The organism is Nitrincola iocasae (genome assembly GCF_008727795.1).
Classification (GTDB): Bacteria; Pseudomonadota; Gammaproteobacteria; order Pseudomonadales; family Balneatricaceae; genus Nitrincola; species Nitrincola iocasae.
Genome location: NZ_CP044222.1, coordinates 1,140,425 through 1,154,152, shown reverse-complemented (window position 1 = coordinate 1,154,152; position 13,728 = coordinate 1,140,425). Strand labels below are relative to the sequence as shown.

General features: G+C 51.7%; 13 protein-coding genes. 7 read left to right on the top strand and 6 right to left on the bottom strand.

Features of this window, described 5'->3' with window-relative positions:
* Positions 1–47 precede the first annotated feature (47 nt).
* From F5I99_RS05335 to F5I99_RS05315, 5 genes are all read left to right on the top strand, one after another.
* Complete coding sequence (locus tag F5I99_RS05335) at positions 48–965, top strand: DMT family transporter (RefSeq protein ID WP_151053995.1); 918 nt, start codon at positions 48–50, stop codon at positions 963–965.
* A gap of 508 nt (positions 966–1,473) precedes the next feature.
* Positions 1,474–5,073 (top strand): pyruvate:ferredoxin (flavodoxin) oxidoreductase, encoded by a 3,600-nt coding sequence (gene nifJ / locus F5I99_RS05330; RefSeq protein WP_151053994.1) that lies wholly within the window; start codon positions 1,474–1,476, stop codon positions 5,071–5,073.
* Between the two features lie 3 nt (positions 5,074–5,076).
* Positions 5,077–6,072 (top strand): dihydroorotate dehydrogenase-like protein, encoded by a 996-nt coding sequence (locus F5I99_RS05325; RefSeq protein ID WP_151053993.1) that lies wholly within the window; start codon positions 5,077–5,079, stop codon positions 6,070–6,072.
* Positions 6,073–6,191: 119 nt separating this feature from the next.
* The gene (locus F5I99_RS05320) at positions 6,192–6,482 is read left to right on the top strand and encodes a nucleotidyltransferase family protein (protein WP_151053992.1); all 291 of its coding nucleotides are present in this window, start codon (positions 6,192–6,194) and stop codon (positions 6,480–6,482) included.
* On the top strand, positions 6,479–6,853 hold the full coding sequence (locus F5I99_RS05315) for a HepT-like ribonuclease domain-containing protein (RefSeq protein ID WP_151053991.1): 375 nt from the start codon (positions 6,479–6,481) through the stop codon (positions 6,851–6,853). Before F5I99_RS05320 ends, F5I99_RS05315 begins: the two co-directional genes overlap by 4 nt.
* 82 nt (positions 6,854–6,935) lie before the next feature.
* On the opposite strand, the gene F5I99_RS05310 is transcribed toward F5I99_RS05315, so the two are convergent.
* On the bottom strand, positions 6,936–7,718 hold the full coding sequence (locus tag F5I99_RS05310; RefSeq protein WP_191905957.1) for a DUF4197 domain-containing protein: 783 nt from the start codon (positions 7,716–7,718) through the stop codon (positions 6,936–6,938).
* A gap of 242 nt (positions 7,719–7,960) precedes the next feature.
* Between F5I99_RS05310 and F5I99_RS05305 the strand changes: the two genes are divergently transcribed.
* Together F5I99_RS05305 and F5I99_RS05300 are read left to right on the top strand one after the other, a co-directional pair.
* Entirely contained in the window at positions 7,961–8,221 is a 261-nt protein-coding gene (locus tag F5I99_RS05305; protein ID WP_151053989.1) for a type II toxin-antitoxin system Phd/YefM family antitoxin, read from the top strand.
* Complete coding sequence (locus F5I99_RS05300; protein ID WP_151053988.1) at positions 8,221–8,529, top strand: type II toxin-antitoxin system RelE/ParE family toxin; 309 nt, start codon at positions 8,221–8,223, stop codon at positions 8,527–8,529. The genes F5I99_RS05305 and F5I99_RS05300 overlap by 1 nt, the downstream gene beginning before the upstream one ends.
* Before the next feature lie 52 nt (positions 8,530–8,581).
* On the opposite strand, the gene F5I99_RS05295 is transcribed toward F5I99_RS05300, so the two are convergent.
* The 5 genes from F5I99_RS05295 to F5I99_RS05275 form a co-directional block, all read right to left on the bottom strand.
* Entirely contained in the window at positions 8,582–9,316 is a 735-nt protein-coding gene (locus tag F5I99_RS05295; protein WP_151053987.1) for a spermidine synthase, read from the bottom strand.
* 184 nt (positions 9,317–9,500) lie between these two features.
* A complete protein-coding gene (locus F5I99_RS05290; RefSeq protein WP_151053986.1) occupies positions 9,501–10,592 on the bottom strand; it encodes a pyridoxal phosphate-dependent aminotransferase in 1,092 nt (363 codons plus the stop codon).
* Positions 10,593–10,646: 54 nt separating this feature from the next.
* Entirely contained in the window at positions 10,647–11,957 is a 1,311-nt protein-coding gene (locus F5I99_RS05285) for an NAD(P)/FAD-dependent oxidoreductase (RefSeq protein ID WP_151053985.1), read from the bottom strand.
* Positions 11,958–12,116: 159 nt separating this feature from the next.
* On the bottom strand, positions 12,117–12,458 hold the full coding sequence (locus F5I99_RS05280) for a hypothetical protein (RefSeq protein ID WP_151053984.1): 342 nt from the start codon (positions 12,456–12,458) through the stop codon (positions 12,117–12,119).
* A gap of 162 nt (positions 12,459–12,620) precedes the next feature.
* The gene (locus tag F5I99_RS05275; protein ID WP_151053983.1) at positions 12,621–13,610 is read right to left on the bottom strand and encodes an Rpn family recombination-promoting nuclease/putative transposase; all 990 of its coding nucleotides are present in this window, start codon (positions 13,608–13,610) and stop codon (positions 12,621–12,623) included.
* Positions 13,611–13,728: the final 118 nt, after the last annotated feature.

The window sequence follows — 13,728 nt, the reverse complement described above, 5'->3', positions numbered from 1 at the left end:
CTCCCACAGACCGGGCTCCTACAAAAATAACAATGGGATTTAACACCATGTTCAACCGCTTACCACTGCGGCTTAAAGGTTATCTGATCACCGGAGCCGGGGTTGTCATGCTCTCTCCGGATGCCTTGATTGTTAAAGACACTCAGGTAGACATACCCGTGTTCGTGTTCTGGCGTGCGTTGCTAATGATCTGTGTACTGACCCTGCTGGCCTTCTGGCGCTATAAAACCCAGCTACCCGCCGCAATTACACGCTGTGGCAGTGCGCTGTGGATCTGCCCCCTTGCCATAGCCACCAGTTCCTGGGTGTTTGTCGGCGCCAACCGGCTCACTGCCGCCGGGAACGTGCTGGTCATCCAGAACATGGCGCCACTGATTGCCGGACTGCTGGGATTATTCTTCTTCCACCAGAAACTGCGGCTGCAAACCTGGATCGTTATCCTCTTGTGCATTGCCGGTGCCATCATGATGCTATCGGGCGAAATGGAAGCCGGTAACCCCATGGGCCTGTTGATCGCCGCCATCCTGCCCATCTCCATGGCGATCAACACCACCGTTGCCAGCGCACAAAAAGGTATAGATACCACCGTACTCCTGCCTTTTGCCGGTATTGCCATGTTAATTCCCGCCATCCTCATGGGCGGCGTGGCCATGCCCCCCTGGGACGACATGAAACGCATTCTGCTGCTCGGGCTGATCTTTCTACCCGCCGCCTACTACCTGATTCAAAGCGGTCCGCGCTACATTACCGGGGCCGAAGTCAGCCTGATGCTGATTCTGGAAACCCTGCTCGGCACTCTGTTGGTGTGGTGGTGGGTCGGTGAACTGCCAACGACCATGGCCTTCCTCGGTGGTGGCCTGATTCTGCTGGTACTCACCTCCAGCGCCCTGCTGGATCTCTACCGCATGAATCTGAAATCCCGCCGAGGTGTTCCAGATCCAAGAGATCTGGAAAAAACCTCATAAAGCATCGGCGTCACCCACCAGCTTTTGCAGTAACGCATTGGTTCTGGAAAACAAAACACTAGTTACCTCATTAAGGGTGCCACACTGGGGTACTAGTATCACTTTAGAGTGACACGCTTTTCGTCGTCCATGACCGCTCCACTGCCGCCGTCCTGGCGGCAGACGGTCACTCCAAAGCGATACCACCACCCCGCTCAAAGCCCTGTGCCAGCTTAAAAAAACAACTGCTTGGTAATGGTATATACCGCCCGAAAATGTTGTTTTTTAAACTTTATGCTGGCACCCAATATATAGAGGGCTGATGGGACCGGGTTTGGCTGACCCTGTGCGCCAAGGATGGCGCACTGGAGCCCCCAGGGATGGGTTTACGGCGCGTCAGACAGGCCCGGTCCCATTAGCCCAAGCCACATTGTTATAGATCAAGTATAGTGTGATTAACCCCTGGATAATCACCCCATTTAAGACTAGCTTTAAAGGTACAAAAAGGCTTTATTGACAGGAGCTTACAATGAGCCCGAAACAACTGACCCTGGATGGTAATGAAGCAGCAGCGCGGATTGCACATGCCACCAATGAAGTGATTGCCATCTACCCCATTACGCCCGCCTCGGTGATGGGTGAAGTCGCCGATGCCCTGTCGGCGGAAGGTCAGACCAACCTCTGGGGCAGTATTCCCAAAATTGTCGAGATGCAAAGCGAAGCAGGCGCAGCCGGTGCGATTCATGGTGCCCTGCAAGCCGGTTCACTCTGTACTACGTTTACCGCATCGCAAGGCTTGCTGCTGATGCTGCCGAATATGTACAAAATTGCCGGGGAACTCACCCCCACGGTGTTTCATATTGCCGCACGTTCCCTCGCGGCGCAGGCCCTGTCTATCTTTTGTGATCATAGCGATGTGATGGCCACTCGTGGCACCGGCTTTGCACTGCTAGCATCGAATTCTGTGCAGGAAGTGCAGGATATGGCACTGATATCTCAGGCGGTATCACTCAAAAGTCGCCTGCCGGTGCTGCATTTTTTTGATGGTTTTCGGACCTCACACGAAATCGTCAAAATCGATACCCTCAGCGATGAACAGATTCGCGCCCTGTTGGATGAACGCTGTATTCACAACCACCGGGCCCGTGCCATGAGTCCGGATCATCCGGTGATACGCGGTACCTCACAAAACCCGGATGTGTATTTTCAGGCGCGCGAATCGGTTAACCCTTACTATCAGCAGTTCAGTCAGCATTTAACCGAAGTGATGCAAGCGTTTGGAAAGCTTACCGGGCGTCATTACCAACCCTATGAATACTATGGTGCGGCCGATGCCAAGCAGTTGATTGTGCTGATGGGATCAGCGGTACAAACGCTGCAGGAAACGGTGGATCATCTGAATGCCACCGGTGAAAAAACAGCGGTGCTGGCTGTACGCCTCTACCGCCCAATGGATCCACAAAAATTACTAGCGTGTCTCCCCGCCTCCATCCAATCCATCGCCGTACTGGATCGCTGCAAGGAGCCAGGCAGCGACGGTGAGCCGCTGTATAAAGATCTGGTCACACTGATCGCGCAAGCGGTAAGCCAAGGTACCGCTCCCTTCACGCATTTGCCAAAAATCTGTGGCGGTCGCTATGGCTTATCGTCCAAAGAGTTTACCCCCGGGATGGTCAAAGCCATCTTTGAGATGCTGAAAGCACCCCAGCTTAAGCAGGGCTTTACCATCGGTATAGACGATGACCTGAGCCATACCTCACTCGAATGGGACAGTCAGTTCCGCACCCAGGCAAGCCAGGCGGCTACCAGTGCGTTGTTTTATGGACTGGGTGCCGACGGCACCGTGAGCGCCAACAAAAATGCGATCAAAATTATAGGTGAACAGACCGACCTGCAGGTGCAGGGCTATTTTGTCTATGACTCGAAAAAATCCGGTGCCATGACTATCTCCCACCTGCGCTTCAGCCCAGAGCCTATCCGTTCAGCCTATCTGATTCAGGATAATGAAGCCGCATTCGTCGCCTGTCACCAGAGCATTTTCCTGCAACGCCCAGATCTGTTGAATGCAGCAGCGCCCAACGGTGTGTTTCTGCTGAATACCTCAACACCACCGGATCAGGTCTGGGACAGTTTGCCTCTGGCTATTCAGCAGGATCTGATCGACAAGCAGCTGAGTTTCTATATGATTGATGCCTACGCCCTGGCAGAACAACTGCAGATGGGGCGACGCATCAACACCATTATGCAAAGCTGTTTCTTCACCATCACCGAGTTACTGCCACGTGAAACCGCCTTGCAGGCAATGAAAACCGCAGTGGAAGAAACCTATGGCAGTAAAGGCGGGAAGATTACCGAAATCAATTGCCAGGCCATCGATCTGGCGCCCGCTCACCTGCACCGCGTCCCGGTTCCGGATAAAGTCAGTCAAACAGCCGAAGCCCTCCAAAAAATACCCGATAGCGCACCGGATTTTGTCCGACGGATCACCGCGCGACTGATTGCCGGTGAAGGTGATCGTATTCCCGTCAGTCAGCTACCCGACGATGGTACCTGGCCGACCGCGACAGCCCAGTGGGAGAAACGCAATATCGCCCTGGAGATCCCGGTTTGGGATACCGAGCTATGCATTCATTGCGGCAAGTGCCCCCTGGTGTGTCCGCACAGTGCTATTCGCAGCAAAATTTTTGATCCAAAAGAGGTTGAGCAGACGGCTCCAGAGAGTTTTCTGCATACTCCGGTTAAGGGTAAAGAGTTTCCACCGGACTATCACATCAGTTATCAGGTCGCGCCGGAAGACTGTACTGGCTGCGGACTGTGTGTCGATATCTGTCCTATCAAAGACAAAAGCCAACCCGGTCGTCGCGCCCTGAACCTGCAACCGCTGACCAGGCCATTGCTGCAACAGGAGCAGCGCAACTGGGCCTACTTTCTAGAATTACCTGAGTACGACCGCACTAAACTGCGTACCGGGGTGATTAAAGAAGCCATGTTAACCCAGCCTTTGTTCGAGTTTTCCGGTGCCTGTGCTGGCTGTGGTGAAACGCCTTACCTGCGTCTGGCCAGCCAGTTGTTCGGGGATCGTATGCTGATTGCCAACGCCACCGGCTGCTCGTCCATCTATGGTGGCAATCTGCCCACCACCCCCTGGTGTAAAAACGCCGAAGGTCGCGGTCCTACCTGGAATAACTCGCTGTTTGAAGATAATGCAGAATTTGGTCTGGGGATGCGCCTGGCGGTGGATCATCAAACCCGCTATGCCCAACAGCTATTGCAGCAACTATTGCAACAACCCAGGGCGGAGCTGGATAGCTCGCTGGTGGATGCACTGCTACAGGCCGATCAAAGTGATGAAGCTGGCATCTACGAACAGCGCCAGCGCGTGTTGCAGCTCAGGCAACAGCTTAGCAAATCCACCTCCCCGCTTGCGCGTGAACTTGAAACCCTGGCCGACCAGCTGGTTAAAAAGAGCGTGTGGATTATCGGTGGCGATGGCTGGGCCTACGATATCGGCTTTGGCGGTCTGGACCATGTGCTAGCATCCGGCGAGAACGTCAATATTCTGGTGCTGGATACCGAAGTCTATTCCAACACCGGTGGTCAGACCTCCAAAGCAACACCGCGCGGTGCTGTGGCCAAGTTCTCCGCTGGTGGCAAAGCCACAGCGAAAAAAGACCTTGCCATGATCGCCATGAGCTATGAAAACGTCTATGTCGCTCAGGTCGCCTACGGTGCCAAGGATCTGCAAACCCTGAAAGCCTTTCTGGAGGCGGAGTCTTTCGATGGGCCCTCGCTGATTATCGCCTACTCCCCCTGTATCGCCTGGGGCAATGATCTGAAGCACAACCATCAGATGCAGGACCTGGCCATTCGTAGCGGTCACTGGCCGCTGTTGCGCTATGATCCACGACGCCTGGATGCCGGTAATAATCCGCTGCAACTCGATAGCAAACCACCCTCCGTGGCCTATCGCGAGTTCACCGGTAGCGAAACCCGCTTCAGCATGCTCTGGCGCAGCCATGAAGCCGATGCCGAACGCTATCTGCAGGCTTCACAGCAGGAATCCCAGCGCCACTATCAACACTACGCCCAACTGGCTGCGCTCAAGCCCGACAGTGATGAAAAGGAGTAAGCCATGGATCTGCAAACGAATTACCTGGGCATGACCTTAGCCAACCCACTGGTGCCCTCGGCCTCTCCACTAAGCCGAGACGTCGCTATGTGCTGCCGTCTCGAAGATGCTGGTGCCAGTGCCCTGGTGATGTACTCACTGTTTGAAGAAGAGCTGGACAGTCACCATGCGCGACAGATACAGCTGCTGGAATCCAGAGAGATAGGCCACAGTGAAGCCACGCATTTTCTGCCCTTACACGCGGAACCTTCCCACGCGCTGGAGCAATACCTGCAGCAGATTCAGGCCCTTAAACAGCGCCTGTCTATTCCGGTTATCGCCAGTCTTAACGGCACATCACAAGATGGCTGGATTAACATCGCCAAACAACTCACGGAAGCCGGAGCCGATGCTCTGGAGTTGAATATCTATAACGTGGCCGCCGACCCTCTGCACAGCGCCAGCGATATGGAAAAGGGTTACATTGAGTTGATTTCGGCTTTACGAGACGTTGTGACTTGTCCCATTATGGTCAAGCTTTCACCCTACTTCAGCGCCCTGGGACATTTTGTTCGACAATTGGAAGACACCGGCATTAACGGTGTATCACTATTCAATCGTTTCTACCAACCGGATATCGACCCGGACACCTTGCGCGTTCAGTCCAGTATTCACCTGTCCCGCTCAGAAGATGCTCTGCTAAGCATGCGCTGGCTGGGCATCCTGTTTGGCAAAACCCGCCTCACGCTGGCCGCAACCGGGGGTATTCACAGCGCCGATGATGCTGTGAAAATGCTACTCGCCGGTGCCGATGTCACCCACCTGTGCAGCGTGTTACTGCAGCAAGGTCCTACAGCCCTGAGCCAGATATTAACCGGCATTAGCGACTGGCTGGACGAAAGCCCCTACGAGTCGCTGGAACAAGCCAGGGGGGTACTCTCCCACCTGCATAGCAACGATCCGACGCTGTATGAGCGTGCCAGTTATGTGCAATTGCTGAAAATGGGGCGTTATTCATGATCAATGATTTAACTGCTTCAGTCGACTTAATATTGGAACAAACATGCAATTCGTAATTGACGCCAGGGAGCTCATGGTTCAATGTCTATCTATCTAAGCAGCCCCTGAAGGTTCACTGTATGAAGCCATCTATTGCATATCAGCAACACCGTGAAGCCATACGACAGATTGTAGAACAGCATCATGCCAAAAATCCCCGTATTTTCGGGTCTGTCCTCCATGGCCAGGATACGGATATAAGTGATTTGGACATCCTTGTAGACACCACCGAGGAAACAACGCTTTTTGATATCGGTGCTATCCACTCAGAACTGACAGAACTCTTAGGGATAGAGGTTGATGTTCTGACCCCAAAAGCATTGCCTGATCGGTGGAAAACGAAAGTGCTCAATGAGGCCACGGCTGTATGAGTCCTCGGGATGAGTTAGCCCTTAATGACTATCTGGAGCATATTCAGCAAGCTATTGAACGTATTCAGCGCTATATACTAGATCTTGACAATGTGGAGTTTCTTGCAAACGAAGAGAAGCAAGATGCAGTCATACGCAACCTCGAAATCATCGGAGAGGCTGCGGGAAGCATCCAGCGGCACTTCCCTGACTTTGCGACAGAGCATCCCGACTTCCCTCTGAAGGCTGCTTACGGCATGCGAAATGCCTTGGCGCATGGGTACTTCAAAGTAGATCTGGACATGGTATGGAAGACTATAGAGAGAGATCTGCCCATGTTGGAAGCTCAGGTTATTGAAACGATTCAATCTCTTAGCCCTAAGGGTGTATAGCCTTCCTTATATGCACTGAAAACACACTCACAAGCATTGAAAATCTCAAGCTCTAAAGCCCTAAGATCAACTGGATAAAACCCTACCCCCCAAACACCCGCTTCAACAGATCGGTGCTGCGGGCCAGCGGATTTTCACGTATCTGTCGCTCCTCTTCAGCCAACAACAGAAACAACCCTTCCAGCGCGGAGGTGGTCACATGATCTGCCAGATCAGGCGTATAGTTGGCCAGCATGGGTACCGCGGAGGTGGCTGAATCGGTTAAGGCCTGCCAGGCGGCCGTTGTACCAGTTTGACTCATCGACTGTTCGATTTGTGGCCGCAGCAGCACTTTCAACTCGTCAAAGGTTTTGCCCTTAAAGTAATCCGTTGCGGATGTATCGCCGCCCTGGTAAATGCGTTGCGCATCTTCAATGGTCATAGACTCTACAGCGCCAACAACGACGGGGGTCGCCTGACTGATCGCTTGCTCAGCCGCACGGTTCATGCTCAACTCAAAGGCTTCAACCTGCGACTCAAAACCAAACTGCTTCAGGGTACTCACCGCACTTCCCAACATCCCCGGTGGTTCAATTTTGACCCGGCTATCGCCAAGATAACCGTTGGTCTGCGACAAGGTATCGATCGCCCTTTCGGCGCCCACAGCCAGTGCTTCTTTCAACCCGGATGCTAGCTGACCTGAGCTGACACCCTCGGGTACCGGGTTTGCCTGGGCTTCAGTGGCCGACGGCTCATCAGCCGGTGCCGTTTGCTGCTCCAGAATCTCCTGGCCGCGATCCAGCAACTTACCCCAATCAGCCTGTGCCTGAGGTACCAGCAATAAACTGGTTAAAATAATTCCGGTCGTCATACGTAATTTGTGCATGGGTGAACCTCTGATATCTATAGTTAGTGACAACTCTACTACCAGCAGCATTTTGGTGCCAGACTGGGGTGGTGGTATCGTTTTGGTGTGACATGCTTTACATCATCCCTTCAAAACCCTGTGCCAACTAAAAGGTGATAATTACGCCAGGGATCGCAAATAGCGCTTATTGCCATAATTTTTGACGGATATAGTTCGATTAGCCTATTATGATTGAATCGAACGATACTTAAGGTGATGCAATGAATGCTCTTTCAGCTAATGAAGCTAAGACCCACTTTGGTGACATGCTATTAAAAGCACAGCGTGCTCCAGTTCAGATCAACAAGAACGGCAAACCGGTTGCGGTTGTCATATCCGCTGAAGATTATCAGAGTATTGATGAGCTGAAATTACAGCTATTACAGGCAAGAATGGCACAAGCAAAAGCTGATATAGCAGCGGGCAATCTTATCGATGGCGAGTCCTTTTTTGACGAGCTGGAATCGGGCAAATACGACTGATGCCAGCTTATCGCCTCACTCCGGATGCCCAGTCCGATATTATCGGTATTCGCCAGTACACGGTGCAACAGTGGGGAGAAACCCAGTCTCAAGCATACCTTTCAGAATTACGTCAGACGATACGCTTAATTGCTGCAACCCCTTCCTTAGGGAAAGGCAGACCTGATGTCGGAAAAGAGGTATTGAGCTTTCCTTATTCAAGCCATGTTATCTACTATATAGTCCATGACAAGCAACTGGTAGTATTTGGCGTTCTGCATAAACGAATGCTTCCCGAGCGGCATTTAAGCGAGCGTGAAACAACTTAAAGAATGAGTGATATATATCGTTGATTAACCTGATTGATCAGTCAGCTAGGCACTAACCCAACCGATTTAAATAACTGCTTACAGAAAATCCCAATTGCTGGCTTAGCTGCTTGGCGGACTGCTTCAGCTGATTGTTGATCAGTTCATTTTTGGTTTTGCAGGCATAGATAATCCAGTTGCCATCCTGGGTGGTGCAGGTACGAATATCGGCAAACAACAGGGCCAGCTCTTTCAGAATAGAATCACCCCGGTGTTCTTTCCAGCAGTTCATCACCAGCCAGCCGTCCGGCTTTAAACGTTCGTAGCACTCATGCAGATAGCCTGGTTCATGCTGCTGGGCATCGACGCCATTTTCGTCATAAATATCGCTGAAAATAATATCGGCCGGGCGCGTAGGCTCTGTATCGAGAAAGGTTTTAGCTTCCATATTATGCAGGGTTATATGCTTGCTGCGCGGTAGCTGAAAGTACTTATAAGCCGTTTGTATCACCTGGTGGCGTAGCTCTACCACGTCCTGCTTCAGCCCCGAAAACTGGTGGTGCAAGCAGGTGTTTAGCGACCCCCCCCCCAATCCCATGCTGATAATCCGGCTGGGTGTGACAAACAACAACACCAGCAACATGGCACGGATATAATCGGCTTGCGGCTGCGCAGGTTGGCTTTTCAGATAACAACTTTGCTCATCGTCGGTACCAAACGACAAGTAACGTTTGTTGCCATCATCCAGTACCAAAATCACCCCATACTCATCATAACACCGATGGATCTCGGTACCTTGCAGTGACATGCTTGCTGTTCTCTTGTGTGAAGTTAGATTGATTATGCAGGGTGTCATCAGGGTAATAATACTTGCGGGCACTGGTAAGCTGCTCGCCCACTATAGAAATACGCTGACTCATGAGACTATTATTCTAGGCTTTTAGGCTATTCTCAATGTAAAAGACTAAAATATTAGCCTATTGGTGTGCACATTAGTTTTCCAGCAACGCCAAACGCCCCTCAACCAACGCATCTTCAACAGCGGTAATGCGCAGCAAATGCCCAAGCGCTGGATGAGCGGGTCTGGCAACCAGAATACCGGCTTGCAGCAGTGCCTGGTTGTGCTGCAATGCGATATCGGCGCTGGGGAAACGCAGGGCAACAAAATTGGTATGACTGGGCAGCACATCCCCACCGATTTGGCGCAAATAAGTGGTTAACTGCTGCCTGCGCTGTTTGACTGCGGCAATATGAGTCTTGACCTCTTCGGGGTGCGCCATCAGCAGCTCAGCGGCGGCAAGGCTGAGAGAAGACACCGCATAGTGAATACGCACCTTGAGTAATACATCCAGCACCTCAGGTTCGGCAATGGCATAGCCTAGGCGTAATCCAGCCAGGCCGTGCGCTTTGGAAAAGGTGCGCAGACGCACCACACCCGCCATGGCTTCCGAGCCACCAGGCTGGCCGGCATCATCACGAAAATCATAATAGGCCTCATCCAGCAATAACCAGCAGTCCTCCGGCAATTGCGCCCTGAGCTCAGCAATAGCCGCATCAGTATGCAGATGACCACTGGGGTTATCCGGATTGGCCAGGTACACCAAACGCGCTTGATGCTGATTCGCCGCATCCAGCAAGGCCTCCAAATCTGGCACCAGACGCTCTGGCTCATCCCGATAGGCAGTTTCAATCAAACGGCAACCATGCCCTTGGGCAAAGTAGGCAAAGGTAGGGTAAGTTCCTCCAGCGCATACCACAGTATCACCTGGTTCAACCAAGCCACGTAACGCTAAAGCAATCAGGCTATCTGCACCAGCATCAACTAGTAAGACATCCATCGACACAGATAAGTCGGCACTCAGCGCCTGGCGCAGAGCAAAGGCCTCAGCATCTCCATAGGCACGCACATGCGAAACCATCGCCTCACCAAAATGTGCACGCAACACACTATGCGGCATATCCAGGCCTTCATTGGAACCAAGACGATGAGGAATAGCCTGGCCAAGGCGTCGCTGCAGCGCACTGAGGCCAGGAAAGGGATTTACCGGTCCAGCGCCGGTCAGGTGTTTGGGAAAGCGGGGCATAGCGTATCGTGTTCCTTCAGCTAACAAATAATAAAGGCTAGCATCTTACCCCTGTTAATGCAGCTTCAGGCGAGGATGCATGGCACGACTGATTTTATCCATCAACCAGATGACGCCAGTACGCAAGAAACCATGTAAAGCCACCTGATGCATCCGGTATAAAGACACATAGAAAAGCCGAGCCACCTTCCCTTCAATATACATGCTACGACCGGACAAATTGCCCATCAGGTTGCCAACCGTGGTATAGCGGCTAAAGTTGATCAGTGATCCATGGTCGTTATACACAAACGGAACCGGTTCTTTCCCTTGCAAACGGTTGCGCAGGGTTTTGAACAAAGCATCCGCCTGCTGATGTGCCGCCTGAGCACGAGGCGGAACCGAATGATCGGAATTTGGTTGAGGGCATGCCGCACAATCACCAAAGGCAAAAATATTGGCATCCAGAGTGGTTTGCAGGGTCTGTTGTACCACGAGTTGATTAGTACGATTAGCTTCCAACCCGTCCAGCTTTGCCAGGAACGGGGGGGCTTTGATGCCAGCGGCCCAGATGGTCATTTCCGAAGGCAGTTCTGTGCCATCCTTCATCAACAGGCTATCTTTACGTATCTCACTGACTGGCTGCCCAGTGAGCACTACCACATTTTGCCGTTCCAGCTCCCGCGTTGCCGCGATGGACAGTCGCTCCGGCAAGGCGGGCAAAATACGCTCAGCGGCTTCAATCACCGTGATGGAGACATCCGATGCTTGCAGGTGGTTCATGCCATAAACGGGGAGTTCGCGCGAGGCCAGCCGTAATTCAGCCGCCAGCTCCACCCCCGTGGCACCAGCACCGATAATACTGATATTCAGTTGATGCGAATGGCCCTGAAGGGATTCGTGATTAGTCCTCAAAAAAGCATTCAGCATCAGATTATGAAAGCGCCGCGCCTGCTTCAGACTGTCCAGAAACAAACAGTGCTCCTGAGCCCCTGGCGTGCCGAAATCATTGGCCGTGCTGCCAATCGCGATCACCAGGGTGTCGTATTGAATGCGGCGTTCCGGCACCACTTCCCGCCCCTCTTCATCCAGAAAAGGCGCAATCACGATGGCTTTATTACGGCGGTCAAGGTCACTCAAACGACCCAACTGAAACTCGAAATGATGCTTGCGAGCATGAGCACGATAGTTGATTTCATTAGTACTGGCATCAAGAGAGCCAGCGGCAACTTCATGCAGTAAGGGCTTCCAGATATGCGTCAACCCGGCATCGACCAGTGAAATCCTGGCCTTGTGCTTCTTGCCGAGCTTGTTGCCCAAACGGGTAACCAGTTCCAGTCCACCGGCACCGCCGCCGACGACAACTATATGATGCAGATTTTCCATAACAGTCTCACCCTCGGGACCGGCGCTTAGCAGCAGTCAAAAATGTTAATTCACGTAGATATCTTTTTCGCCCGGGGACCGGGCTCCTACAACGTGCGAAGGATCAAGGAATCAAGGGGTCAGCTACCTTGATGACCAACGACAGGATCAAGGGGTCAGCTACCTTGATGACCAACGATACTTGACCCGCCCATCAGCATCACGTGCTTCGATCAATTCTACACTATCCCCAACCGCCAACTGCTGACGTTGCACCAACACGCGGGTTTCATCACCATTGGGCAGGCGAACCCGCGCTGTGGTCATCCTCACCGTTTGACCGCTGCGTAACGCTTCACCCTCCCCCGTGTTCACTTCAATCACCTGCCCCGTCACAGATCGGGTTTCCAGGGAATCAGGATCTGGTGAAGGTGACCAAAACACCAGCACGGCGATCACCAGAATCAACAAGGGAACCATAGCGCGTATTAAGCGGTAGTTATTTGCATAGGAAGATGACATAGCTGCAGCCCTCTTGTTGCTTCCCTTGATCGGGCTTCTACAAATCGCCCCCGCTCCTGTAGGAAATAAGCTGGACCCGTCCCTCCCAACAATGTTCCATGCTTAATGTGTACTAAAGCAAACCGGCATCTGAGTAAAGAGAGGCGAGCTCTATGAAGAATATTAGGAGCTCAAGGTACCTGACTCTTTGATTCCCTGGATTCCTGATTCTTTGAGGCCCTGCAACTCTTTATCAGATAGCTCAGTAGCATCAATGATTATGTTATCGCTCAGACCTTGAGAAAGCATTTTTTTAGCAATCTGTATTCGAGTTAAGGCGACTCCTTGCTCTAAACCTTGCTCTAAACCTTGCTCTAAACCTTGCTCTAAACCCTGTTCCAAACCCTGCGCTTTCCACTCTTCAGTCCAATTTTTGACGCGTTCAGCTAGCATATCTTTCACCTCATACAAATCATTGATCTCATCTAATTTTACACCTGGAAAACGGTTCGGCAGCAACACACGTTTAAGCCAGCCAAGAAAGACTTTTTTTAACCTTGGATGGTGTTCCGACCACTGTGCCAGGTGAGCCACTAATGTTGCTAATGATTCAGGACTTTGACTGTATTCCATCTGAAAAAGTGCATTAACAAGATTAGCCTGTACGGCTGATTCAGGGTGCTCAGCTACCCACTGCCCTTCATCTAAAATCATATAGCGCATACTTGGAGTATAGCGACTCAAACTACCGCTGATCTCTTGAATTAAACCCTTAATATCCAACTCGGCATTCCAACGACGCTCTCCATTGTAGAGAACTACCGGAAACACCGGTGGTAACTTGCCACTGGAAGTGAATTGTTTTTGACGAATCAGTTCTTGGTAAAGCAGTGAAACATAATTCATCATACGCACCGCCATGTAACGATCTATGCGGCTCTGAAATTCAATGAGCAGATACACATAAACCCAACCTTCCCTGCTACGAATGCGCCAGATAATATCATCTTCACGCTGACGTAAATCATCTGTTACAAACTGATTTTTAACCGTTTCCAGAGTGCTGAAGTCTAGATCTTCGATCCAGTCTTCATGGATAAAACCAGTCAACAAATCCCGCACCATTACCGGGTCCGAGAAAAAACGTTTATAGCTTTTGTCATGGTAAGTCATGCAATCTCGCTCCTTGAGTCACAACGCCAATCCTTGGCTGCGTAAATATTAAACAGTATAGCAAACTCTGCATGCAGGAGAAGATCAGAGTATCAAGGTACCTGACCCCTTGATTATT